The organism is Dyella sedimenti (genome assembly GCF_022760995.1).
Classification (GTDB): domain Bacteria; phylum Pseudomonadota; class Gammaproteobacteria; order Xanthomonadales; family Rhodanobacteraceae; genus Dyella; species Dyella sedimenti.
This window is the reverse complement of sequence record NZ_JAKWJO010000008.1, coordinates 71,498-93,229: the sequence shown is the minus strand read 5'-3', so window position 1 is coordinate 93,229 and position 21,732 is coordinate 71,498. Positions and strand designations below refer to the sequence as shown.

The 21,732-nt window shown below is 67.6% G+C and carries 26 protein-coding genes; 8 read left to right on the top strand and 18 right to left on the bottom strand.

Annotation, left to right across the window (positions count from 1 at the left end; genetic code table 11):
* Positions 1 to 88 precede the first annotated feature (88 nt).
* From MJ605_RS15895 to MJ605_RS15875, 5 genes are read left to right on the top strand one after another with little or no spacing between them, the layout of a single operon-like run.
* Positions 89 to 361, top strand: coding sequence for a hypothetical protein (locus MJ605_RS15895; RefSeq protein WP_243042526.1), 273 nt, complete (start codon positions 89 to 91; stop codon positions 359 to 361).
* Positions 358 to 615: a hypothetical protein gene (locus MJ605_RS15890; RefSeq protein ID WP_243042525.1), complete on the top strand. Its 258-nt coding sequence runs from the start codon at positions 358 to 360 to the stop codon at positions 613 to 615. The genes MJ605_RS15895 and MJ605_RS15890 overlap by 4 nt, the downstream gene beginning before the upstream one ends.
* A 1-nt stretch (position 616) precedes the next feature.
* On the top strand, positions 617 to 2,215 hold the full coding sequence (locus tag MJ605_RS15885) for a PepSY-associated TM helix domain-containing protein (protein WP_243042524.1): 1,599 nt from the start codon (positions 617 to 619) through the stop codon (positions 2,213 to 2,215).
* 48 nt (positions 2,216 to 2,263) lie between these two features.
* Positions 2,264 to 2,581, top strand: a complete 318-nt coding sequence (locus MJ605_RS15880) for a type II toxin-antitoxin system RelE/ParE family toxin (protein WP_243042523.1) — start codon at positions 2,264 to 2,266, stop codon at positions 2,579 to 2,581.
* A 12-nt stretch (positions 2,582 to 2,593) separates the two neighbouring features.
* The gene (locus MJ605_RS15875) at positions 2,594 to 2,989 is read left to right on the top strand and encodes an addiction module antidote protein (RefSeq protein ID WP_345779544.1); all 396 of its coding nucleotides are present in this window, start codon (positions 2,594 to 2,596) and stop codon (positions 2,987 to 2,989) included.
* Positions 2,990 to 3,002: 13 nt separating this feature from the next.
* Here the strand turns inward: MJ605_RS15875 and MJ605_RS15870 are convergent, their stop codons facing one another.
* The 9 genes from MJ605_RS15870 to MJ605_RS15830 all read right to left on the bottom strand — a co-directional run bounded on the left by MJ605_RS15870 (position 3,003) and on the right by MJ605_RS15830 (position 12,195).
* Positions 3,003 to 3,320 (bottom strand): antitoxin Xre/MbcA/ParS toxin-binding domain-containing protein, encoded by a 318-nt coding sequence (locus MJ605_RS15870; RefSeq protein ID WP_243042522.1) that lies wholly within the window; start codon positions 3,318 to 3,320, stop codon positions 3,003 to 3,005.
* A gap of 169 nt (positions 3,321 to 3,489) precedes the next feature.
* The gene (locus tag MJ605_RS15865; protein ID WP_243042521.1) at positions 3,490 to 4,161 is read right to left on the bottom strand and encodes a Rossmann-fold NAD(P)-binding domain-containing protein; all 672 of its coding nucleotides are present in this window, start codon (positions 4,159 to 4,161) and stop codon (positions 3,490 to 3,492) included.
* Positions 4,158 to 5,111, bottom strand: coding sequence for an SDR family oxidoreductase (locus MJ605_RS15860; protein WP_279237619.1), 954 nt, complete (start codon positions 5,109 to 5,111; stop codon positions 4,158 to 4,160). Before MJ605_RS15860 ends, MJ605_RS15865 begins: the two co-directional genes overlap by 4 nt.
* A gap of 10 nt (positions 5,112 to 5,121) precedes the next feature.
* Entirely contained in the window at positions 5,122 to 5,982 is an 861-nt protein-coding gene (locus MJ605_RS15855) for an oxidoreductase (protein WP_243042519.1), read from the bottom strand.
* 51 nt (positions 5,983 to 6,033) lie between these two features.
* Positions 6,034 to 6,606 carry a TetR/AcrR family transcriptional regulator gene (locus tag MJ605_RS15850; protein WP_243042518.1) on the bottom strand — a complete coding sequence of 191 codons (573 nt, stop codon included), beginning with the start codon at positions 6,604 to 6,606 and terminating at the stop codon, positions 6,034 to 6,036.
* A gap of 187 nt (positions 6,607 to 6,793) precedes the next feature.
* Entirely contained in the window at positions 6,794 to 7,786 is a 993-nt protein-coding gene (gene zipA / locus MJ605_RS15845) for a cell division protein ZipA (protein WP_425601025.1), read from the bottom strand.
* A gap of 11 nt (positions 7,787 to 7,797) precedes the next feature.
* Complete coding sequence (gene smc, locus MJ605_RS15840; RefSeq protein WP_243042517.1) at positions 7,798 to 11,307, bottom strand: chromosome segregation protein SMC; 3,510 nt, start codon at positions 11,305 to 11,307, stop codon at positions 7,798 to 7,800.
* A 319-nt stretch (positions 11,308 to 11,626) separates the two neighbouring features.
* Positions 11,627 to 11,893: a BolA family protein gene (locus MJ605_RS15835; RefSeq protein ID WP_243042516.1), complete on the bottom strand. Its 267-nt coding sequence runs from the start codon at positions 11,891 to 11,893 to the stop codon at positions 11,627 to 11,629.
* The gene (locus MJ605_RS15830) at positions 11,890 to 12,195 is read right to left on the bottom strand and encodes a YciI family protein (RefSeq protein ID WP_243042515.1); all 306 of its coding nucleotides are present in this window, start codon (positions 12,193 to 12,195) and stop codon (positions 11,890 to 11,892) included. Before MJ605_RS15830 ends, MJ605_RS15835 begins: the two co-directional genes overlap by 4 nt.
* 175 nt (positions 12,196 to 12,370) lie before the next feature.
* On the opposite strand from MJ605_RS15830, the gene MJ605_RS15825 reads away from it, so the two are divergent.
* Complete coding sequence (locus MJ605_RS15825; RefSeq protein WP_243042514.1) at positions 12,371 to 12,988, top strand: YidC/Oxa1 family membrane protein insertase; 618 nt, start codon at positions 12,371 to 12,373, stop codon at positions 12,986 to 12,988.
* 78 nt (positions 12,989 to 13,066) lie between these two features.
* On the opposite strand, the gene MJ605_RS15820 is transcribed toward MJ605_RS15825, so the two are convergent.
* The 4 genes from MJ605_RS15820 to prfB form a co-directional block, all read right to left on the bottom strand.
* The gene (locus MJ605_RS15820) at positions 13,067 to 13,498 is read right to left on the bottom strand and encodes a hypothetical protein (protein ID WP_243042513.1); all 432 of its coding nucleotides are present in this window, start codon (positions 13,496 to 13,498) and stop codon (positions 13,067 to 13,069) included.
* A 4-nt stretch (positions 13,499 to 13,502) separates the two neighbouring features.
* A complete protein-coding gene (gene lysS, locus MJ605_RS15815; protein WP_243042512.1) occupies positions 13,503 to 15,032 on the bottom strand; it encodes a lysine--tRNA ligase in 1,530 nt (509 codons plus the stop codon).
* Positions 15,033 to 15,072: 40 nt separating this feature from the next.
* Positions 15,073 to 15,468, bottom strand: a complete 396-nt coding sequence (locus tag MJ605_RS15810) for a four helix bundle protein (protein WP_279237617.1) — start codon at positions 15,466 to 15,468, stop codon at positions 15,073 to 15,075.
* Positions 15,469 to 15,491: 23 nt separating this feature from the next.
* A protein-coding gene (gene prfB, locus MJ605_RS15805; protein ID WP_243042510.1) for a peptide chain release factor 2 occupies positions 15,492 to 16,617 on the bottom strand; the annotation gives its coding sequence in 2 pieces (ribosomal slippage) (positions 15,492 to 16,541 and positions 16,543 to 16,617; 1,125 coding nt in all).
* Positions 16,618 to 16,782: 165 nt separating this feature from the next.
* Here prfB and MJ605_RS15800 point away from each other — a divergent pair.
* Positions 16,783 to 18,090: an aspartyl protease family protein gene (locus MJ605_RS15800; protein ID WP_243042509.1), complete on the top strand. Its 1,308-nt coding sequence runs from the start codon at positions 16,783 to 16,785 to the stop codon at positions 18,088 to 18,090.
* 54 nt (positions 18,091 to 18,144) lie between these two features.
* On the opposite strand, the gene asnB is transcribed toward MJ605_RS15800, so the two are convergent.
* The 4 genes from asnB to MJ605_RS15780 form a co-directional block, all read right to left on the bottom strand.
* On the bottom strand, positions 18,145 to 19,818 hold the full coding sequence (gene asnB / locus MJ605_RS15795; RefSeq protein ID WP_243042508.1) for an asparagine synthase B: 1,674 nt from the start codon (positions 19,816 to 19,818) through the stop codon (positions 18,145 to 18,147).
* A 97-nt stretch (positions 19,819 to 19,915) separates the two neighbouring features.
* On the bottom strand, positions 19,916 to 20,083 hold the full coding sequence (locus MJ605_RS15790) for a hypothetical protein (protein ID WP_243042507.1): 168 nt from the start codon (positions 20,081 to 20,083) through the stop codon (positions 19,916 to 19,918).
* Positions 20,080 to 20,472 carry a SpoIIAA family protein gene (locus MJ605_RS15785; protein WP_243042506.1) on the bottom strand — a complete coding sequence of 131 codons (393 nt, stop codon included), beginning with the start codon at positions 20,470 to 20,472 and terminating at the stop codon, positions 20,080 to 20,082. The genes MJ605_RS15790 and MJ605_RS15785 overlap by 4 nt, the downstream gene beginning before the upstream one ends.
* A gap of 100 nt (positions 20,473 to 20,572) precedes the next feature.
* Complete coding sequence (locus tag MJ605_RS15780) at positions 20,573 to 20,851, bottom strand: 2-hydroxyacyl-CoA dehydratase (protein WP_243042505.1); 279 nt, start codon at positions 20,849 to 20,851, stop codon at positions 20,573 to 20,575.
* A gap of 216 nt (positions 20,852 to 21,067) precedes the next feature.
* Between MJ605_RS15780 and MJ605_RS15775 the strand changes: the two genes are divergently transcribed.
* A complete protein-coding gene (locus tag MJ605_RS15775) occupies positions 21,068 to 21,247 on the top strand; it encodes a hypothetical protein (protein ID WP_243042504.1) in 180 nt (59 codons plus the stop codon).
* 97 nt (positions 21,248 to 21,344) lie between these two features.
* On the opposite strand, the gene MJ605_RS15770 is transcribed toward MJ605_RS15775, so the two are convergent.
* Positions 21,345 to 21,560, bottom strand: coding sequence for a hypothetical protein (locus MJ605_RS15770; RefSeq protein WP_243042503.1), 216 nt, complete (start codon positions 21,558 to 21,560; stop codon positions 21,345 to 21,347).
* Positions 21,561 to 21,732: the final 172 nt, after the last annotated feature.

The window sequence follows — 21,732 nt, the reverse complement described above, 5'->3', positions numbered from 1 at the left end:
GGTTGACAGCCGGAGCCTCGAAAATAAGAATTGTTCTCATATCTAGCCTGTTGCAGGGCACCTCGCCTCGACAAGGAATCCACGCTTCATGATTACCCTCACGGCGTTGCTGCTGACCCTGGCTGGCGCGACGCTGATTTATCTCGCCAGTACCCGACAACGACTTCGCGCGCAGCCACTGCCCTCGCCGGCGCGTCATGCCGGCTGGTTGCTTGTGCTGGCCGGCGCCATCGCCTGGCGCTATGCGGCGGGCGTCGGTCCGGGCCTCACCGCAGCCTTGACCGCGCTGATGCTCGCCTGGGTGGCACTGCCCTATCTCGCCTGGTGGCGCAGCGGCACCACGGACGCCGGCCATCCATGATCGCGCGTTGCCTCGCTGGTACCCTGCTGGGCTTTCCCCTCGCCGCCGCCTTGCTCGCCCTCGCGTTGCAATGGCTGCCCGACCACGGGGCGGCGCTGCTCATTCCCGCGCTGATCCTGTTCTTTCCGCTGTGGATCGGGCTGATGGCCGGCGCCTACCTGTTCCGCAGCGGCCCGCGCGCCTGGCTGGTGCTGGGGGCGGCCAATGCCGCTGCCTTCCTGGCCCTGTGGGCGGGACGCCTGGGGTGGCACTGACATGAAAGCCGCCACGCTCCGCACCTTCCAGACCGTGCATACCTGGACTGGCCTGCTCGCCGGCTTCGCGCTGTTCGTCGCCTTCTACGCCGGTGCGCTCATCGTTTTCCACGACGACATCGCGGCTTGGCAGAACCCGCCCTGGCACAGCGTGGCCGACAGCGAGGTGCCGATCGACACGTTGATCCAGCGCCTGCTGACCGCCCATCCCGCCGCCCGCGACGACTTCGGCATCGTGTTGCCGCCCGACCGCTCGCATGCGGCCTACGCCTACTGGGTGGAAAAGGGCGAGACCCGCTTCGCCACCGCCGGCCAGGTCGGCGCGCCGCGCGCCGATGCGTCGGAAAACGAACTGGCCGACTTCGTCTACGCCCTGCACGACTCGCTGGGCCTGCCGGTGGTCGGCCTGTACCTGATGGGCATCGTCAGCGTGCTGTACGGGCTGGCACTGGTCTCGGGCATTCTGATCCACCTGCCGCAACTGGTCAGCGACTTCTTCGCCATGCGCGTGGGGCGCAACCTCAAGCGGCTCTGGCAGGACGCGCACAATGCCATCGGCGTGATCAGCCTGCCCTTCCACGTGATCTTCGCCCTCACCGGCGCGCTGTTCTGCCTGTTCACCCTCATGCTCGCGGCGCTCAACACACTCGCCTTCGACGGCAAGTTGTTCGATGCCTTCGCCAAGGCGACCCAGACCGCCCCCGTGGTCGCCGCCACCGGTGTGCCAGCCGACATGCTGCCCACCCAGGCACTGGTCGAACGTGCCCGCGCCGAGGCCCTGGCCAGCGGCGTCACCACCTTCAAGCCCGACTACCTGCACTTCACGCACTACGGCGATCACAACGCGGTGGCCGAGGTGCGCGGCCTGTCGCAGCGGACGCTGGGCACCTTTGGCACCGTGGCGCTCTCCATGCGCGACGGCCGCGTGCTGCAAACCCACGTGGGCGAGCGCTACTCGCTCAACGGCATCAGCTACGCCTCGCTGTTCGGCCTGCACTTCGGCAGCTTCGGCGGGCGTACGGTGCAATGGTTGTACTTCATCCTGGGCCTGGCCGGCGCCTTCCTGTTCTACTCGGGCAACCTGCTGTGGATCGAATCGCGCCGCAAGCGCCGCCATCCGGACCAGCCGCGCCGCACGCGGGCAATGGCACGCGCTACCGTCGGCGTATGCATCGGCAGTTGCCTGGCCATCTCCGGCGCGTTCGCCGCCACCTGGGCCGCGGAGCGGCTGGGCATGGAAGCGGGCGTGCCGCAGCGCGTGGCCTGCTACGGGCTGTTTCTCGCCGCCTGCGCCTATGCCTGCGTGCGCCCCATCGCGTGCGCCGCGGTGGAACTGCTGTGGGCCACCGCCGGCCTCACCCTCGCGGTGGCGATCGTCGATCTGGCCGTCAATGGCGCCGCCATCGTCCGCGACGGCACGCCAGGCGCCTGGAGCGTGCTCGCCGTCGACCTCACCGGCATCGCCTTGGGCCTCGTGTTCGCCCTGTTCGCCCGCGCCACCGCCCGCCGCGCCCGTGAGGGGGATGCCAACAGCGTGTGGGCATTCCATGGCCCATCGCGTGAGGACCCTCGCCTGAGTCAGCAAGGGCGATATGAATAAACAAGTTTGCCAGCTTGACAAATGTATCCAGTTGGATACATTTGTCGCATGACAAGGATTGTCCAGTCCGAAACGTTCGCGTCTTGGCTAGGCAGCCTTAAGGATGTCGTCGGGAAATCGAAAGTCATCGTCCGGATCAAGCGGCTCGAGCAGGGCCATATGGGCGACGTGAAGCACTTCGACGGCATCTCGGAGATGCGGATCGACTACGGGCCGGGTTACCGGGTCTATTTTGCCCGGGAAGGCGCGAAGGTCTATCTCCTGCTGTGCGGAGGGAACAAATCGAGCCAGAAGCAGGACATCAGGCAAGCCAGGAAGCTCTGGGCCGCCAGGCAACGGAACAAGCAGCCATCCATCGAGACCTGACGGGAGAACCTCATGTCCACCAAATTTTCGGCATTCGATGCCGCCGAGTTTCTCGACAGCGAAGAAACCATTGCCGCCTATCTGAACGAAGTCATGGCCGAAAATGACCAGGACCTTCTCCTGTCGGCCCTGGACGATATCGCTCGCTCGCGCGGCATGTCCAAGGTGGCGGAAGATGCCGGGCTCACCCGGCCAAGCCTTTACAAGGCGCTGAAGCCTGGTGCCAAACCGGGGTTCTCCACTGTCTCCAGGATCATGGGGGCACTGGGCGTAAGCATCGTGGCCAAGCCCAAGGCGCGGTCCAAGCCGGCGGCGGCGGTCAAGAAGAAAGCGGCGACATCCGCGGCTACGAAGAAAATCGTATCCAAAAGACCTTCGCCGGGTCCGAAGCAGCGGGCAACGGCCTGACGCATCCAATGGTTCAATAAGCCATCCGCGCCGAATTGAGGCGGGTCGCCAGCGGGGTTTCGCTCATCAGGGCGATCTCGTCCCAGATGGCGTCCTCCTCGCCATCGGCAATCAGTTCGTAGGCGGAGCGACCGCCGAAAGCGCTCTGGTGGCGGCACATCCAGCGCACGGCGCGCTGGCGGTCGCCCAGGCATTGCACCAGCATCGCGGCCAGGGTTGCGTGCCGTTGCTCGAGCACGCCGAAGGCGCGCTCCATCAGGTCGTCGCGCTGGGCACTGAGTTGGGCGAGTTCGCTGGCGACGTCCTGGAACCTGATCGTAACCTTGCGCATACGTGCACTCCCTTCCCCCTACGCCGTCTGCTCGAATGGCTCGCTCTACCCTTAAGAGCCTAGCCAGGGAGCACGCCGGGGCCGATCATGCGCAAGCACATGCTGAATCCGCGTGAATTTCCAGCACGGCTTTCGTCGGCCGGTTCCGCCAAGTCTCCATCACCGCGACTCAGGCGCGGCTCGCCGCATCCAGGATGTCCCCGCTTTCCAGCACCATCGTGGGCGCGCCGTGCCGGGCCACCGACAGCATGGCCCGGCCGATGTCCACCGTGCTCACGATATGCCGCGGGAACAGGGCGCGCAGCAGCGGCCCCAGTGGACGGAGCAGCACATAGGCCACGCGCGACAGCGTGGTCTTGGATCGTTCGCCATGCAGCGCCTGGATAAAGCCGGGACGGAACAGGTACACCGCCCGGAACGGCAGGCGCCGCAACGCGTTCTCCGTGCGCCCTTTCACGCGCGCCCACATGCTGCGTCCCTGTTCGCTGGCGTCGGTGCCCGCACCCGATACATAGACGAATGCCATGCCCGGATCAAGGCGCGCCAACACCCGTGCCGCGGCCAGGGTCAAGTCATGGGTGAGCCGCGTATAGCGCGACTCGTCCATGCCCGCCGCGCTGACGCCCAGGCAGAAGAAACAGGCATCGAAGCCCTGCAACTCCGGCTCGATGGCGGCGTAGTCGAAGAAATCGCGATGCACCAGTTCGCGCAGCTTCGGATGCGCCATGCCCAGCGGCGTGCGGCCGACCACCAGCACCTCGCTCACGTCCTCCGCCCGCAGGCACTCGCGCAATACGCCCTGGCCCACCATGCCGGTGGCGCCGAACAGCAGGATCCTCATGCCTCGGCCTCCGCCGGCCAGTGCACGCCGGTCAGTCGCTCGGAAACCTGCCATAGGCGCGCCGCCACACCGGCATCCCTGGCCTGTGCACCGATCACCGCCTCGCCGACAGGACCTTTCAGCTCGAACCGGCCGACCGGACCGTAGTACCCGCCTGGACGCGCTTCGGGCGCGGCGGCGGCATACAGCGTCGGCAAGGCGCCCTCGGCGGCCGACTGCGAGAGCAACGGCGCGAGCAGCTGGCTCAGCCTCGCGATCCACGGCAGGCCATCGCGCCTCCCCAGGCCCGGGCCGCTGGTCTGCAGTCCGGTGCGGGCATAACCGGGATGGCAGGCATTGCTCAGCAATCCCCAACCAGCCGCGTCGCTGCGCCGTTGCAGCTCGAACGCGAACATCAGCAACGCCAGCTTGGACTGCGCGTAGGCCGGCCAGGGCTGGTAGCGACGCTCCCATTGCAGGTCGTCGAAGTGAATGGCCGCCCGCAGGCGATGCGCGCCGCTGCTCACGTTGACCACCCGCGGTGCCCGGGCCCGCCGCAGCAGCGGCAGCAGTTGCGCGGTCAAGGCGAAATGGCCGAGGTAGTTGGTGCCGAACTGCAGTTCGAAGCCGTCATGGGTGGCATGCCGCGTGGGCGGCATCATCACGCCGGCATTGTTGACCAGCAGGTCGAGCGGCTGGCCTTCGCCGGCCAGCCGTCCGGCGAAACCAGCCACGGAGGCGAGGCTGGCCAGGTCCAGGTGCTCGTAGCGTATCCGCGCCTGCGGATGCCGCGCACGAATACCCGCCAGGGCCGCGGCGCCCTTGGCGGCGTCGCGCCCGGTCAACATCACCTGGGCCCCGGCGCCGGCCAGGGCCAGCGCGGCTTCGTAGCCGATGCCGCCGGTGGCGCCGGTGACCACGACACGGCGCCCGTCCTGCGGGGGCATGTCCTGTACGCTCCATGGCTGCATGGCGGCGGCCTCAGTGGCTGGGGAACGCGGGCATCGCGCCCGCATCGAAGTCGGTGGACCGGCTCACCTCGCGCCAGCGCTCCGCCGCGGCGGTACGCTGCTTTTCCACTTCGCCGAAGAAGTGCAGCGCATCGCTGCCGAGCAGCAGATGCACCGGCGGATCGTCGTGATAGGCCAGCCGCAGCACCACCTGGGCCACCCGTGCCGGATCGCCGGTCTCGTTGCCTTGGTAATCCTTGAGCATGCCGCGGAAGGCACCCACCGACGGCTGATAGTCGGGCAGCACATCGCCCAGGGTGCTGTTGGCCTCGGCCGCCCAACCGGTTCGCATGCCGCCCGGTTCGAGCGAGCACAGCTTGATGCCCAGCGGTGCCACCTCCGTCGCCAATACCTCGGTGAAGCCGCCCACCGCCCACTTGGCCGACTGGTAGGCCGCCAGTCCCGGCGTGCCGATACGGCCACCCACCGACGAGATCTGCAGGATGTGCCCCGAGCGCTGCGCGCGCATCACCGGCAACGCGGCGCGCGTGAGGTTGACCACGCCGTAGAAATTGGTATCGATCTGCGCCCTGAAATCGTCCTCGCTGCCCTGCTCGAACACGACCATGTGGCCGAAGCCCGCGTTGTTGACCAGGACGTCCAGACGGCCGAACGCATCGACTGCCGCCTTCACCGCGGCGCGCGCGGCGGCGGCATCGGTGACGTCCAGCGCGACGGCGCGCACTTGGTCGCCATAACGTTCGACCAGCTCGGCCAGTTGCCCGGGATCGCGGGCCGTGGCCACCAGGCGGTCGCCGTGCGCCAGCACGGCCTCGGCGATATCGCGGCCCAGGCCGCGGGCACTACCAGTGACAAGCCAGACTTTCGACATGATAGACTCCTTAATTGAGTGATTACTTGCTCATTAATAAGACAAAACGAATCAGCGTTTGCCGATCGCCTGCCAGAATGCCTCGAAGCCGGCCGAGCGATAGCTTTCCGTCCGCTCCGGTTCGCGCGCAATGAAATCCATGGTGGTCTCGGCCAGCGCCGACAGCAGCGCGCCCACGAAAGCCGGCGGGTGGTCACGCAACAGGCCCGTGGCCATGGCTTCGTGCAGCATGCCGCTGACGTCGGCGAAAGCGGCGGCGCCGGCGGCCTTCACTTCCGGCGTGACGCGCTCGGACACCGTGAGTTGGGCCATGACCTTGCGCTCCCGGGGATGCGCCACGCCCCAGTCGATGTAAGCGCACCACACATGACGCGCCCGTTCGCGGATGCCTGCCTCGCGCGGATAGCCCGTCAGCATGGCCTCGCGCAGCCCGGCCTTCAGTTCCAGGTACAGCTGGTTGAGCAGTTCGTCCTTGCTGCTGAAGTAGGTGAACAGGGTCCCCTCGGCCACGCCGGCCTGCCTGGCGATCCGCGCGGTGGGCGCGCTGGCGCCCTGCTCCGCGAATACCTGGATGGCGGCTTCGAGGATGGCGTTGCGCTTGTCTTCGCTGCGGGGGCGGGCCATGAGAGAACAAATGATGACTGAGTAGGCACTCAATCATAAGGGCGTCGCCAGCCATACACAAGGGCCATTCGACGCTGGGTTGTGGGAGCGCACCCTGTGCGCGACAAACCGGTGACGCGGGAAGACCGCGCCATCGCAGTCGCGCACAGGGTGCGCTCCCACAAATGGATACAGAAAGGAAACCGGCTCAGCGGCCGAAGGTGATTTCCTTGCCTTCGTGGTCGCGGTCCCAGCCGCGTAGCTCGTCGCGGATATGGGCCACGCGCTGGCGGCCGAGCGCGTTGCGCTCCTCGTCCAGCACCTGGCCGTCCAGCAGCTCGGCGAGGCGCTGGGCGGTGGGCAGCATGGTGTCCCAGGCGTCCAGGGCGGGAATCGGCGCCGGCAGGGTCATGAAGAAGCTCAGGCCCGGCGTGCGCAGCGCGTCGAGCCGGGTAAGGTCGAAGTTGCCCGGCTTGAGCATGTTGGCCACGCTGAAGATCGGCCCCTGCTCCGGGCGGCCGTCCACCAGGCGGTGATAGATGCCCATGTCGCCGTATTCCAGGCCGGCCTTCTCGGCTGCCACGATCAGGTCGGCGCCATGGAACACGCTGCCCTCGCGCGCCACCACGAACAGGGTGACGATGCGCTCGACCGGCATGCGCTCGGGACGGCGGCCGAGGTCCGAGCGCTGCGGCGGCACCGGCGCGGGTGCCGGGGTGCTCGCCGGTTCCGGCGCAGCGGCGCGCGGTGGCGGTTCGGCGCTGGCCGGGCGCGCCAGGTTCTGTTCGAACTGCTCCGGCGGCGCGCGCAGCGCATCGACGATGGAGGCGGCGATGCCCTGCGGCTTGGGCCTGGCGGCAGGCACGGGCTCCGCCTTGTCCTTGCCGCCGGCCAGCGTGGCGCCGAGGCGTTCCAGTTCCTCGCGCAGGTCCACGTCCAGTTCGCCCTGCCGCGGGTGCTCGTCCAATGCGAAGTCGTCGCGGGCATTGAAGGATGGCTCGTCCAGCGCCTCGCCCTCCTCGCCGAAGGTGGGATCGCGCCGCTCGCCGGCCGCTCCCGGCGCAAAGCGGCGGCGGCCCTGCTGCTCCTTCTTCGGCCGGCCGAACAGCCAGATCAGCGCGAGCACGATCAGTCCGACGATCAGCATGGGAATGCCGATGGCCGGATCCCAGGCGAAGGCAAGCACGGGTTGTGAATTCATGGGGAAAATCCTCAAGCGGCGCCGGCCAGTTTAGCGGCTTCGGCCAGGTCCACCTGCACCAGGCGCGACACGCCGGGCTCGCGCATGGTGACGCCGCACAGCTGCGAGGCCGCCTCCATGGTGGCCTTGTTGTGGCTGACGAAGATGAACTGCACCTTCTCGCTCATCTCCTTCACCATGTTGGAGAAGCGGCCCACGTTGGCCTCGTCCAGCGGCGCGTCCACCTCGTCCAGCAGGCAGAACGGCGCGGGATTGAGGCCGAAGATGGCGAACACCAGCGACACCGCGGTCAGCGCCTTCTCGCCGCCCGACAGCAAGGTGATGTTGGAGACGCGCTTGCCCGGCGGGCGCGCCATGATGGCCACGCCGGTGTCGAGCAAGTCGTCGCCGGTGAGCTCGAGATAGGCGTGGCCGCCGCCGAACAGGCGCGGGAACAGTTCCTGCACGCCGGCATTCACGCGGTCGAAGGTTTCCTTGAAGCGCTGGCGCGTCTCGCGGTCGATCTTCTTGATCGCCGCCTCCAGCGTCTCCATCGCGCTGGTGAGGTCGGCGAGCTGGTTGTCCAGGTAGGTCTTGCGTTCGCTCTGCTCGGCGTGCTCCTGGATCGCGGCGAGGTTCACCGGCTCCAGGCGCATGATCTTCTGGCCGAGGTCGGTGAGCTGCGCGCGCCACTGCCCGGCATCGGCATCCGCCGGCAGCTCGGCCAGCAGCGGTTCCAGTTCCAGGCCCGAGGCGGCGATGGCTTCGGCCAGTTGCTCGGCTCGCAGTTGCAGCGCTTGCGCGGCCAGGCGTTTCTGCGAGAGGTTCTCGCGCAGGCCGTTGAGTACCTGCTCGATGCGCTGGCGCTCGGCTTCCAGGCGGCGGAACTCGGCGTCGCAATCCTCCAGCGCGCGGCGCGCCTCCACCAGTTGCCGGTCCACCAGCAGGCGCTGGTCGAGGTAGGCCTGGCGCTCGGCTTCCAGCTCGGCGATCGGGTCGGAGCCGGCGGCGAGCTGCTCGGCGATCTCGGCGCGGCGCGCCTCGATCTGGCGCAACTGGATTTCCATGCGTGCCAGCGCCTGTTCCAGCGAACTCAGCGAGGAACGCTTCGATTCCATCGACAGCGCCAGCGCATGCGCCTGGTCGGCCGCCTCGCGCGCGTTCATGCGCGCTTCCTCGCGCGCCTCCAGCAGGGCGCGGCGCTCGTTCTCCAGGTCGCGGCGCTGGTCCTCCAGGTCGCCCATGTGGCCGACCGATTCGTCCAGGCGCGCGCGCGCCTCGCGCGTCTGCGTCTGCAACTCGTCGAGCTGGTTGACCAGGTCGCCGAGTTCGCCGGCGACCTTCTCGGCGCGGGCGCGTGCGGTTTCCATCTTGCCGCGATGGCTCTGCAACTGGCCGGCCAGCTCGGACTGGCGGCGGTGCGCGTTGTACAGCTCGCGCTGGGCGTCGTCGCGGGCGCGCTCGGCCTCGAACTTGCGGGTGCGCAGGTCATCCAGCGTCCGGGTGGCTTCCTCGATGCGCTCTTCCAGCGCCAGGATCTGCTCGGCCAGCGTGCGCATCTCGCGTTCGCGCGCCAGCACGCCCACCTGATTGCCCTGCGCGCGGCGCACGCGGGCCCAGCCCGGACCCAGCCATTCGCCGCCGCGCGTCATCACCGACTGGTACGGCGCCAACGCGGACAGGCCGGCCACGACCCGGTGCGCGTGCTCGATGGAGTCGGCGATCAGCACATGGTTGAGGATGGCGATGGCCGCCGCCGGGCCGCGCACGTGCGCGGCCAGCGTGCCAGCCGTGTTGGCGCCGCCCTCGGCGCCGTCGACCAGCGCCACGTCGGCGTTCTCCAACGCGCCGAATTCGGCGGCGAGCGCGTGCGACTCGTCCACCAGCACGGCGTCGAGGAAGCCGGCCAACGCGGTTTCCACCGCGGTTTCCCAGCCTGCCTCCACCTGCAGCGCCTCGCCGAGGCGACGCGACTTGTCCAGTCCCAGGCGTGCCAGCCAGCCGCTGGCGGCGCTTTCCTCCTGGCCCAGCGCGGCGTGCTGCAGCGCCTCCAGCGAGGCCTGGCGGCCGCGCGCGGCCTGCAGTTGCTGGCGCGCCTCGTTGAGCGCGGCCTGCACCTGGCGTTCCTCGTCCTGCACTTTTTCGTGGGCGAGCTTGTGCTGGTCCAGCAGTTGGCCCAGCGATTCCACCCGCTCGCGCTGGGTGTCGTGCTCCAGGTGCAGCTGTTCGGCGGCGGCGTCGAGCGCGGCGATGTCGGTGGCCTTCTGCTCGGCCTCCAGCACCTCCTTGCGGCGCGACAGGTCGATGGCCTGGCGGTCGAGGTAGTTAAGCTTGGTGCGTTCCACCTCGGCGGCGCGGCTGGATTCGCCCGCGGTGCGCGTATGCGCGTCCCAGCGCTGCTGCCAGTCGGCCAGCTTGGTCTCGGTGTCGCGCAGGGAGTCTGCGGTGTCGTCCTGCATCTGCTGCAGGGCTTCGAGCCGGGGCTCGCCCTCGGCCAGCGCCATGCGCAGCGCTTCCACCTGCGCGCGGTCGTTGGCGATGTGCTCGGCCAGCTCGGCATGCTCGCGCTCGGCCTCGCCTTGCGCGCGCTGCAGGCGCTCGGCGGTCTCGCGGTTGTAGCGCACCTGCTGCTCGACGCGGGCGATCTCGGCGCCGACCTTGTAGACCTCGGCCTGCACCGCATTGAGGTGCTCGGTGGCGCCGGTGTGGCGCTCGCGCACGCTTTCCAGCTGTGCCTCGACATGGCGTTGCGCGGCCACCTGCTTCTCGATCTCGACCTCGGCGGCGGACAGCCCCGAGCCTTCGTTGTCGTGCTGGCCTTTCAGGGCGCGGTATTCCAGCGCGCGCAGCTCGGCTTCCTTGCGGGTCTGCTCTTCCTTCAGTGCCTTCCAGCGCTCGGCGGCGCGGGCCTGGCGGTTCAGGTGCTCAAGCTGCTTGTCCACCTCGTCGCGCACGTCGCGCACGCGGTCGAGGTTCTCGCGGGTGGACTTGATGCGGCTCTCGGTCTCCTTGCGGCGCTCCTTGTACTTGGAGATGCCGGCCGCTTCTTCCAGATGCATGCGCAGTTCGTCGGGCGCGGCCTCCACGATCTGGCTGATCATGCCCTGCTCGATGATCGAGTAGCTGCGCGGCCCCAGGCCCGTGCCGAGGAACAGGTCGGTGATGTCGCGGCGGCGGCAGCGCGCGCCGTTCAAGAAATACGCTGACTGGCCGTCGCGGGTGACCTGGCGCTTGACCGAGATCTCGGCGTACTGGCCGTACTCGCCCTGGATGGTGCCGTCGGCGTTGTCGAAGATCAGCTCTACCGTGGCCTGGCCAACCGGCTTGCGCGCGTTGGAACCGGAAAAGATCACGTCGGTGAGCGAGTCGCCGCGCAGTCGGCTGGCCGCGCTCTCGCCCATCACCCAGCGGATGGCGTCGATGATGTTGGACTTGCCGCAGCCATTGGGACCCACCACGCCAGTCATATTGGTTGGCAGGTGCAAGGTGGTCGGGTCCACGAAGGACTTGAAACCGGCGAGTTTGATCGTGGTCAGGCGCATGCGGGCATCGGCGGCGAATAAGTGAAGCCCGACGTGCTCGGGCGATGGGTCACTGTGCCAAACGCGGGCGGGAGCCGCAATGCGTTCTGGCGGAGATGTTTCACTTTAGCATTGGATGCTATGTGAATGTAATGGAAAGAAATTCTTGAGACAAGGAGGGGATGGGGGATAGGTAGTGGAGGCGCCAAGGCCGGCTACCAGAGGTTAGTCCCATGGGACACGACAAGGCGCCGGGGGTGGTGGTTGTCGCAGCGATGGGACGAATCTCTGGTAGGCGGCCTTGGCGCCCCCCCTCCCATGCCTATCCCCCTCCCCGTGCCTACCGCTCCCCTGGCACCCTGGCATCGATGGACAAGGCATGGATGCCGTTGTCCATCAGGCCCTGCAGGGCGGCATAGACCTGGCGGTGGCGCTTGATCGGCAGTTGCCCGGCGAAGGCGGCGCTGACGATGCGCACGTGGAAATGCCCCTTGCCCTCGTTGGCGTGGCCGGCGTGCTTGTAGCCCTCGTCCACCACCTCCAGCTCGGCCGGCTGCAGCGCCTGGCGCAGGCGCTCGCGGATCTGCTCGACCATCGCGGCGCTCATCCGGCCAGCACCGCCTTGCGGAACGGCTTGACGGTGACGCTGGCATAGACGCCGGCCGCCACGAACGGATCGGCCTTGGCCCAGGCTTCGGCGTCGGCCTGCGAGGGAAACTGGGCCAGGATCAGGCTGCCGGTGAAGCCCGCCGGGCCCGGGTCCTCCGACTCGATCGCCGGGAACGCCCCCGCCACCAGCAGGCGCCCTTCGTCCTGCAGCTTTTGCAGGCGCTCCAGATGGGCCGGCCGCGTGGCCATGCGCTTTTCCAGCGAGTCGGGGACGTCAACGGCGGTGATGGCGAACCACATGGCAGGCTCCTGCAAGGCTAAAGCGCGCCAGTTTAGCCGACTATGCCATTGGTCAGGCGCATCCGCGTCCTTGGAATCGGCCAGCCCGCGCCCATGTCCCGGTCGTTGCCCGGGAATGGCGGGCGCGCGTCGAGCACATCACGAGGGGAAGTGAATGGCACCTTGGAACGCATTCGTGGCGGGAATCGCCCAGTTGCTGGAAACCCTGGCCCACGGCCTGGGCGGCAGCCATGGCCTGGCGATCATCATCATGGCCCTGGCGGTGCGGCTGGGGCTGCTGCCCTGGACGCTGCGCGCCGCCGAGCAGGGCTGGCATCAGCGCCGCAGGATGGAAACGCTCAAGCCCCGGCTGGAACAACTGGCCAAGCGCCATGCGGACGATCCGGTGGCGCACGCCAGCGCCATGCGCGCGCTGTATCGCGAGCATGGCGTCGGCACCGGCATGGGCGGCGGCCTGTTGACCGCGCTGGTGCAGGCGCCGCTGGGGCTCGGCGTATACAGCGCCATCCGCCAGGGCCTGGCCGGTGCCGGCTCTTTCCTGTGGATTCCACGCCTTGCACGTCCCGACATGGCCCTCGCCGTGCTGGTCGCCGCCCTGAGCTATGCCGCCATGGCCCTCAATCCGGCCATGTCGCCGCAACTCAAGACCGCCCTGCAACTGCTGCCGGTGCTGGTCTCCTTCGTCGTGGTATGGCATGCGGCAGCCGGACTCGGGCTGTACTGGGCCGCATCGAACGTGGTGAACGTGTTGCAGGCAGGACTACTGCGCCGGCGCCTGCGCGCCTATCGCTGAAGGTCAAGCCAAAAGCCCCGGCAGCGGCCGGGGCTTTTGGCTGCCACGCATCGCCTTGCCTCGCATCCCGGCAAGGGATCACTCGATGGGCTGGAAGTCGCCGTCCGCCAGGTCGAGCGCATCGGTGGTGAGCTGGCCGCTGTCGCGATCGAGCTTGAACGAGAAAAGGCGCGGCGAGGTCTCCGGATCGCCGCCGCACCTGGCGTCGTGCTTTTCATGCACGTCGATGGCTACGGTGGCGCCGTCGGAATCATCGACCAGGTAGTCGAGGCATTCGTCCCGCAGCGCGGTGAGCCGGTGTTTCCTGATCACCGCGCTGATCCGCCCGATCACCGCCTCGTCGCCATCCGGCGCCGTCGCCACGCCGGCGCTGCTGGCCGGCGACGCCGGCGTGGCCGCATGCTCGTCCTGCGATTGCGAGGGCGAGCATGCCATCAGCGCCAGCACGGCAAGGCCCGCCCCGAGCAGGCTGGGCAGCTTCCGGCGCAACCATGCGCGGCGCGGCGCCATCGGCCTACGCCTCCGGCCGCATGTACGGAAACAGCAGCACGTCGCGGATCGAGGAGGCATTGGTGAGCAGCATCACCAGGCGGTCGATGCCGATGCCGAGCCCGCCCGTCGGCGGCAGGCCCACTTCCAGCGCGCGGATATAGTCGGCGTCGAAGTGCATGGCCTCGTCGTCGCCCGATGCCTTGGCCTCCACCTGCTTCTGGAAGCGCGCGGCCTGGTCCTCGGGATCGTTCAACTCCGAGAAGCCGTTGGCCAGTTCCTTGGCGTTGATGAACAACTCGAAGCGGTCGGTGATGCCCGGGTTGGTGTCGCTCTCGCGCGCCAGCGGCGAGACCTCCACTGGATGGTCGGTGATGAAGGTCGGTTGGATCAGGGTGTGCTCCACCGTCTTCTCGAAGATCTCCAGCAGCAGGCGGCCCCAGCCGAACTCGCTCTTCATCGGGATGCCCAGGCGCCTGGCGTGGGCCGCCATGGCCTCGCGGTCGCGCAGTTCCTCGCGGCGGATATCCGGATTCAGCTCCAGCACGGCGTCTTCCATGCTCCAGCGGCGGAAGGCCGGGCCGACGTCGATCTCGTTGCCCTCCCAGGTGAGCCGGGTGGTACCGATGACGTTCTTCGCCGTCTCGCGGATCACGGCCTCGGTGAGGTCCATGATCTCGGTGTAGGTGGCATAGGCCTGGTACAGCTCCAGCATGGTGAACTCGGGGTTGTGCCGGGTGGACACGCCCTCGTTGCGGAAATTGCGGTTGATCTCGTACACGCGGTCGAAGCCGCCCACCACCAGGCGCTTGAGGTACAGCTCCGGCGCCACGCGCAGGTACAGGTCCATGTCCAGCGCATTGTGGTGCGTGATGAACGGGCGCGCGGTGGCGCCACCCGGGATCACGTGCATCATCGGCGTTTCCACTTCCATGAAGCGGCGCGGCTCGGCCTCCAGCCACTTGCGGATGAAGCCGATGATCCTCGAGCGCAGCGCGAAGGTGCGGCGCGCCTCCTCGGTGACGATCAGGTCGACATAGCGCTGGCGGTAGCGCTGCTCCACGTCGGACAGGCCGTGGAACTTGTCCGGCAGCGGGCGCAGGCTCTTGGTGAGTAGGCGCAGCGTGTCCACCTTCACCGACAGCTCGCCGGTCTTGGTACGCATCAGCACGCCTTCGGCGCCCACGATGTCGCCCGCGTCCCAGCCCTTGAACGCCTTGTACGTTTCCTCGCCTACCGTGCCCTGGTGGATGAACAGCTGGATGCGACCGCTCATGTCCTGCATCTGCACGAAGGCCACCTTGCCCTGGTCGCGCTTGAGGATGATGCGGCCGGCCACCTTCACGCGGCGGCCGAGGCCTTCGATCGCCTCGGCCGTCCACTGGCCGGCATCGGCGAACTCGGCCTTCAGGTCGCCCGCGAAGGCGTCGATCCTGAAGTCGTTGGGAAACGCCACGCCCTGCCCACGCAACGCCTTGAGTTTCTCGCGACGCTCGGCGATGAGTTTGTTTTCGTCGAGGGGTTGGGCGGGGACTTCGATGGTCTGATCGGTCATGTCGGATTCTTAGGGACGAGGGACGAGTAGCGAGGGCGCACTAACGGCTGGCCGCGGCCAGCTTGTCTTCCAGGGATTTGCGCAACCCTTGCAGGATACGACCAAGTTCATCGCAACGCTCAAGAACAGAGGCTACCTGCCGGGGATACATCATGTTCAAACGCACTATCAGGTGAATCTGGGTTTCCACTTCCGCAAGCGATCCGCGGGCTATCGCGATAAAGCGAATGAAGTCATGCGTACTGCCTCGCGCATGCCCCTCCGCGATATTGGAAGGCACGGAGACGACGGCACGACGCAACTGCGCGGATAGGCCGAACTGCTCGTCGGCCGGCAATTCCGCCACCACGGCATATACCGACTCGGCGAGTCGCATGGCTTCCTGCCACGCCACCAAGTCGCAGTAAGACACGATCCTTGCGCCCTCGCCACTCATCCCTGGTTAGGTGGTTCGCTCGCTCAGGCATCCACGCGCTTGGCGCCCGCATCCAGGCCGGCCTTCAGGCTCGCCTCGACGAATTCGTCCAGATCGCCGTCGAGCACCTTCTGGGTGTCGGTACGCTCGATGCCGGTGCGCAGGTCCTTGATGCGGCTCTGGTCCAGCACATAGTTGCGGATCTGGCTGCCCCAGCCGATATCGGACTTGGTCGCCTCCACCGCGTTCTTCTCGGCGTTGCGCTTCTGCATCTCGATTTCATAGAGCTTGGCGGCCAGCATCTTCATCGCGCGGTCGCGGTTGGCGTGCTGGCTGCGCTCGGTCTGGCAGGCCACCACCACGCCGCTCGGGATATGCGTGATGCGCACGGCCGACTCGGTCTTGTTCACGTGCTGGCCGCCCGCGCCGGACGAGCGGTACACGTCGGTCTTGAGGTCGGCCGGGTTGATCTCGATGTCGATGTCGTCGTCCACTTCCGGCGAAACGAACACCGAGGTGAAGCTGGTGTGGCGGCGGTTGTCCGAGTCGAACGGGCTCTTGCGCACCAGACGGTGCACGCCGATCTCGGTCTTTAGCCAGCCGTAGGCGTAGTCGCCTTCCACGCGGAAGGTGGCGGACTTGATGCCGGCCACGTCGCCGCCGGAGACTTCCAGCAGCTCGGTCTTCCAGCCGCGCGACTCGCACCAGCGCAGGTACATGCGCAGCAGCATCTCCGCCCAATCCTGCGCCTCGGTGCCGCCGGCGCCGGCCTGGATGTCCACGAAGGCGTTGTTGGCGTCCATCTTGCCGGAGAACATGCGCTGGAATTCCAGCTTGGCCACCTTGGCGTCGAGGCCGGCCAGGTCGGCCACCACGGAGTTGACGGTGTCCTCGTCGCCGTCGGCGGCAGCCATGTCCAGCAGTTCGCCGGCGTCGTTGAGGCCGGCGGTCAGCGTGTCGATGCCGCTGACGATGGTGTCCAGGCGGGCACGCTCGCGGCCCAGTTCCTGCGCGCGCGGCGGATCGTCCCACACGGTGGGGCTTTCCAGCTCGCGGCTTACTTCTTCGAGACGCTCACGCTTGGTGGCGTAGTCAAAGATACCCCCTAAGCGACTCGACGCGACCCTTGAGGTCCGCGATCTGCGCATGGATCGGATTGGTCTCGATCATCTGGTTTCGGTTCCGGATCAGCAGCCCGCTAGGATAACAGAGCCGCCGCGCCGGCCGCTAAGAGCCGGTGTAAACGGTCATGATGAACATGCGTTCATATCCGTTCCGGCGTTGGGTGGAACCCGGCGGCCCGGAGCAGGAATGGGAGTCGGCAAAGGAAGGAACATGGGGAAGACGCGACGGGGATGGTGGGCGCTGGGCCTGATGGGCGCCCTGGCGGCGATGACGATCACGGCGCATGCCGTCGGGGAAGCCCCGACCGGGGCCGCGACGCCGGGCGGCGAGCACGTCGCCGACGAGAACGCCGGCCTGAAGGCGATCGTGCAGGCCATGCAGGTGGCGGATGCGCCCGCCTTGCTCAAGCTGTACCAGGAAAGCGCGGACCCGATCGTGCATGTGTGGTCGGCAATGGCGCTGGAGCGCGTGCATTTCAACCTGGATGGCGCCAGCGCCGCCGCGCAGGCCTGCGAGCAGGCCCTGCTCGACACCCACCCCGGCCTGGCGCTGTCGTGCGGGCAATTCCGCATCGGCAACCTGCAGCTGGCCGGCCGCGCGGCCGAGGCGAGGCAGGCCGAGCAGGCGCTGATCGAGCATTACCGAGGCCACCGCGTGGACCGCCGGCTGGACGCCATGCAGGCCTACCTCGACAACCGCGCCGCGCAACCGCCCCTGTCCTACGAGGTGCCAGCCGGCGACGTCAGCCTGCCGACCAAGCAGGACGCCGCCATTCCCACGGTCAAGGCGAAGGCCAATGGTCATGAGTTCGAGCTCATGCTGGACACCGGCGCCAGCGACATGATCCTGGGCGAGGACGCCGCGCGCCGCTACGGCGTCAAGCCGCTGGATCGCAACGGCAAGGTCAGCGGCTGGCTGAGCAAGGGCGTGCCCACCCAGGCGGGCGTGCTCGATACGCTGGAACTGGGCGGCATCATCCTGCACAACGTACCCGTCACGGTGGTGCCGAAGCCGATCGCGCTGATCGGCAGCAACCTGGTCGCGCCGCTGGGCACGCTGCGCATCAGCAGCCAGTCGGTGCTGGTGTATGGGCGCGACTCCACCGTGCCGGCCTGCGATACGCCCATGCTGGCCGGATCGGGCCTGTGGGACGACCAGCTCCGGCTGTTCCCGCGCTTGCTGGTCAACGACCAGCCCCAATCGGTGATGCTCGATTCCGGCGCCTATCGCTACCTGATCGGCACCCGCACCGCGCTGGACGAGGTCACCGCCCTGCACCGCAGGAAAACCGCGATGCGCGACGTGGGCGGCACCCATGCGTTCGCCAACGCCGAAAGCGCGAAAGTGAACCTGACCATCGCGGGCCAGCCGTTCGACATCCTGTTCGAGGTCTATACGGACGCCACCAACATCAAGTACCCGATCACGCTGGGCGCCGGCGCGCTGCGCGACATGGATTTCCTGCTGGATTTCCGCCACCAGCGCCAGTGCTTCCTGCTTCATCCCAACCTGCGTTGACCGGCGGGCGAAGGCGTGGCTGTCCGCGCCTTCGCCGCCAAGCGGAGAACGCGATCAGGCCAGCGCCTGCTGGTGCACGCCGCGCACGGCGCGTCCCGACGGGTCCGCCGCCGCCGCGAACGCCGGGTCCCAGGCCAGCGCCGCCGGCGAGGAACAGGCGATCGACTTGCCGCCCGGCACCGTCTCCGCGCAGGCCTGCCCCGGGTAGAAGCGCTCGAAGATACGCCGGTACAGGTAGGCCTCCTTGGTGGTCGGCGGGTTGTACGGGAAACGCGTGGCGGCAGCCGCGAACTCGCGGTCGCTCACCGCCTGCTCGGCATGCGCCTTCAACCCATCGATCCAGCCGTAGCCCACGCCGTCGCTGAACTGTTCCTTCTGGCGCCACAGGATCTCGTCCGGCAGCGCGCCCCGGAATGCCTCGCGCAGCACCGCCTTCTCGATCCGGCCCTGGCCCGCCATCTTGTGGCGCGCGTCCATGCCCATTGCCACGTCCAGGAAGTCCAGGTCCAGGAACGGCACGCGCGCCTCCACGCCCCAGGCCATCATCGACTTGTTGGCGCGCAGGCAGTCGTAGCTATGCAGCGCATCGAGCTTGCGCACGGTTTCCTCGTGGAAGGCCTCGGCCGAGGGCGCCTTGTGGAAGTACAGGTAACCGCCGAAGATCTCGTCCGAACCCTCGCCCGACAGCACCATCTTCACGCCCATCGCCTTGATGCGCCGGGCCAGCAGGTACATCGGCGTGGACGCACGAATGGTGGTGACGTCGTAGGTCTCGACATGGCGGATCACCTCGGGCAGCGCGTCCAGTCCCTCCCAGAAGGTATAGACGAAGCCATGGTGCACGGTGCCCAGCGCATCGGCCGCGACCTGGGCGGCGGCGAGGTCGGGCGAGCCTTCCAGGCCGATGGCGAAGGAATGCAGGCGCGGCCACCAGGCTTCCTGGCGATCGTCCTCCTCCACCCGGCGCCGCGCGAAGCGCGCCGCGCAGGCGGCTACCAGCGAGGAATCCAAGCCGCCCGACAGCAGCACGCCATACGGCACGTCGGTCATCAGCTGGCGATGCACGGCCTGCTCGAAGGCCTCGCGCAGTTCGCCCGGCGACACGTCGCGCCCCTTGGTATGAGCATGGTCGCGCCATGGCTTGTGGTAGTAGCGACGCAGTTCGCCCACGGCGCTGTCGTACACGTGGCCCGGCGGAAACGCCGCCACGTCGGCGCACACGCCCACCAGCGCCTTCATCTCCGAGGCCACGCACAGGCGGCCCTCGCCGTCATGGCCCCAGTACAGCGGGCATACGCCGATGGGATCGCGCGCGATCACGTAGCGCGCCGCCTCGCTGTCCCACAGCGCAAAGGCGAAGATGCCGTTGAGCCTGGCCGTCCATGCGCCGGTATCGCCACCGCCGCGGTACAGCGCATTGATTACCTCGCAGTCCGACCCGGTGGTGAAGTCGTAGTCGCTGGCCGCGCGCAGCTCGCGATGGTTGTAGATCTCCCCGTTCACCGCCAGGGCCAGTTCGCCATCGCGGGAACGCAGCGGCTGCGCCCCGCTGGCGGGATCGACGATGGCCAGCCGCTCGTGCACCAGGATCACCCCGGCGTCGACGAACACCCCGCTCCAGTCGGGACCTCGGTGGCGCTGGCGCTGCGAGAGTTCCAGCGCCTGCTGGCGCAAGGTGGCCAGGTCGTCGCCAGGCTGCAGGTCGAACATGCCGAAGATCGAACACATGGTCAGGCTTTCCTCAAATAAGTCTTTCGCGTGGCGGAAAAACAAAAAGGCCCGCTGCAAGCGGGCCTTTTTGCGTGTGTCTGTATGACTTTGCTGCTTACACGCCGGCCCACCCGATACGGGTACGGTTATTGGCGTTGCGATTGTTCAGCGAACGTGCGCGCCCGTTCGCCGCGGAGGCGGCGGGCATGGCAACGAAGCGGGCATCGGGGCTGGACATGCCGCCGACTTCAGCACAGGCCACGCCGGCTGGCAATGGTTTCATGTGTTTCCATTGCCGCTGGCGGGCCGGGGCTCGCTGATCCAGGCGATCGCCTCGTCCAGTTCGGCGTCGTGGAACAGCTTGAAATGCGCGGGAATGACGAACCCCATGGCCAGCGAGGCGACCCGCAGCCAGGGCACGTCGGTCACCAGCGCCACCCGGTCCCAGCCGCTGAAGTGCCGGAAGCCGAGCATGGCGTCCTCCCACATCGCGCCCGGCTCGAAGCCGGTGAAGCCCGGCCCGGCGTGGTACAGCAGGCGCAGCTTGCGGTTCACCGCGAAGGCCGCTTCCACGTCCGGCACCAGCACGCGTTCATAGTCGGATGCCGTCACCTGCCCACTGGCGCGAAAACCAAGCGTGCCCGGCGGCAATCCCGCGATCTGTTCGATCATGGCAAACCCTCCTTGTGGGGCTTGCCGGACTGTATGGCAAAACCCGCGTTAGGGGCATGTCATGGGTCATGCGTCCGCGGAGACGGGACGATCCGGCCGTCTAGCCGTCCTCGCCGGCCTTGCGCCGGGTGCGGCGCCTGGGCGCCGGCGACTCCGCTGCGGCAATCAGCCCTTGCAGGTAGGCAATGCCTTCTTCCTCGGGGAAGAAGGCCACCACATCGGCCACGCTCAATCCGTAATGCTCGCGCAAGGCGAGGAATTCGCGTCTGGCGCGTTCCATGGGAGGCGCGCTGGCTTCCTGGCGGCGCCGTTCCTGTTCGCGTTCGAGTGCGGCCAATTCCTCCTGGAACCGCCGATAGGCTTCTTTCGAAATGGACATCGCATGCATGGGGACGTCAAGGCAGCCGCCATTGTCGCATGTCTGCCATCCGGCTCAATGGAATGGGTCACGTCCACGGCGCTGGCGTCGCGGATGCGTGAAACGGCCTCGCGCATAAGTTTTGCGTTGGCCCGGACGGGGACTTTCTTTAACCGCGCCCGAACAAGCGCATCGATAGGCTGGACTTCCACGCGACAATCCCCTTCAGGAGTGCCTATGGATCCCATGACCCTTGACTCGCCATTTGCCAGCGCGGAAACCCTCCATACCGACGCCAAGCGCGTATCGCACGAGCCCGTCGATGGCTATGTGCTCGATCCCTGGTCAGGCCTGTACCAGGAAACCGAGACGACCTACCAGAACCGTCTCAAGACCGCCCAGGACGCTCCCGCCTGATATTCGCAGCCCCGCCTCGTGCGGGGCTTTCCTTGTCGCCTTCCGGCCATGCCACTCCCAGCCGGTGATCGCATGGGGCCCATAGTGACCCGCAGCGTCAATCGCATGCGCGAAGGCCACGCAGAAGAATCTCCGCCTGGACCTGGCCGGCCACGGCCGTCTCATTGATGGCTCGCCCCTCCAGCGTCTCGCGCAGGGAGGCATCGCCATACAGCCAGGCGCGCCAGTACACCGACTCGCCTCGCTCGAATACCTCGCAGAACACGTCGATGATGCCGCCTTGCGGGTCGGTAAGCGAGAAATCGAGTTCCATGCGGGACTCCTTGAAGCTTGCGCCGCAAACACGATCCGGCGCCGCGGCCCGGCAAGCCGCGGCATAGCCGCCAAAGCGGCCAGGCCGCTTTCCATGCTGGAATCAAGGAACGTGCCAACCCTGCGGGAACCGGGCTCCGGTTCCCGCGAGACAACGACTTAACCGGCGAAGG

Bases quoted from the DNA above. Each gene is read 5' to 3' on its own strand.
- MJ605_RS15860 (WP_279237619.1), bottom strand. From the start codon at position 5,111: ATGCAGCCATGGAGCGTACAGGACATGCCCCCGCAGGACGGGCGCCGT.
- MJ605_RS15875 (WP_345779544.1), top strand. From the start codon at position 2,594: ATGTCCACCAAATTTTCGGCATTCGATGCCGCCGAGTTTCTCGACAGC.
- MJ605_RS15830 (WP_243042515.1), bottom strand. From the start codon at position 12,195: ATGTGGTTCGCCATCACCGCCGTTGACGTCCCCGACTCGCTGGAAAAG.
- MJ605_RS15820 (WP_243042513.1), bottom strand. From the start codon at position 13,498: ATGGCGCCGCGCCGCGCATGGTTGCGCCGGAAGCTGCCCAGCCTGCTC.
- MJ605_RS15775 (WP_243042504.1), top strand. From the start codon at position 21,068: ATGGATCCCATGACCCTTGACTCGCCATTTGCCAGCGCGGAAACCCTC.
- MJ605_RS15880 (WP_243042523.1), top strand. From the start codon at position 2,264: ATGACAAGGATTGTCCAGTCCGAAACGTTCGCGTCTTGGCTAGGCAGC.
- MJ605_RS15850 (WP_243042518.1), bottom strand. From the start codon at position 6,606: ATGGCCCGCCCCCGCAGCGAAGACAAGCGCAACGCCATCCTCGAAGCC.
- zipA (WP_425601025.1), bottom strand. From the start codon at position 7,786: ATGAATTCACAACCCGTGCTTGCCTTCGCCTGGGATCCGGCCATCGGC.
- MJ605_RS15785 (WP_243042506.1), bottom strand. From the start codon at position 20,472: ATGATCGAACAGATCGCGGGATTGCCGCCGGGCACGCTTGGTTTTCGC.
- smc (WP_243042517.1), bottom strand. From the start codon at position 11,307: ATGCGCCTGACCACGATCAAACTCGCCGGTTTCAAGTCCTTCGTGGAC.
- lysS (WP_243042512.1), bottom strand. From the start codon at position 15,032: ATGACCGATCAGACCATCGAAGTCCCCGCCCAACCCCTCGACGAAAAC.
- MJ605_RS15835 (WP_243042516.1), bottom strand. From the start codon at position 11,893: ATGAGCGCCGCGATGGTCGAGCAGATCCGCGAGCGCCTGCGCCAGGCG.
- MJ605_RS15810 (WP_279237617.1), bottom strand. From the start codon at position 15,468: ATGAGTGGCGAGGGCGCAAGGATCGTGTCTTACTGCGACTTGGTGGCG.
- MJ605_RS15865 (WP_243042521.1), bottom strand. From the start codon at position 4,161: ATGAGGATCCTGCTGTTCGGCGCCACCGGCATGGTGGGCCAGGGCGTA.
- MJ605_RS15780 (WP_243042505.1), bottom strand. From the start codon at position 20,851: ATGTCCATTTCGAAAGAAGCCTATCGGCGGTTCCAGGAGGAATTGGCC.
- MJ605_RS15855 (WP_243042519.1), bottom strand. From the start codon at position 5,982: ATGTCGAAAGTCTGGCTTGTCACTGGTAGTGCCCGCGGCCTGGGCCGC.
- MJ605_RS15895 (WP_243042526.1), top strand. From the start codon at position 89: ATGATTACCCTCACGGCGTTGCTGCTGACCCTGGCTGGCGCGACGCTG.
- MJ605_RS15800 (WP_243042509.1), top strand. From the start codon at position 16,783: ATGGGGAAGACGCGACGGGGATGGTGGGCGCTGGGCCTGATGGGCGCC.
- MJ605_RS15770 (WP_243042503.1), bottom strand. From the start codon at position 21,560: ATGGAACTCGATTTCTCGCTTACCGACCCGCAAGGCGGCATCATCGAC.
- MJ605_RS15890 (WP_243042525.1), top strand. From the start codon at position 358: ATGATCGCGCGTTGCCTCGCTGGTACCCTGCTGGGCTTTCCCCTCGCC.
- MJ605_RS15870 (WP_243042522.1), bottom strand. From the start codon at position 3,320: ATGCGCAAGGTTACGATCAGGTTCCAGGACGTCGCCAGCGAACTCGCC.
- asnB (WP_243042508.1), bottom strand. From the start codon at position 19,818: ATGTGTTCGATCTTCGGCATGTTCGACCTGCAGCCTGGCGACGACCTG.
- MJ605_RS15790 (WP_243042507.1), bottom strand. From the start codon at position 20,083: ATGAAACCATTGCCAGCCGGCGTGGCCTGTGCTGAAGTCGGCGGCATG.
- MJ605_RS15885 (WP_243042524.1), top strand. From the start codon at position 617: ATGAAAGCCGCCACGCTCCGCACCTTCCAGACCGTGCATACCTGGACT.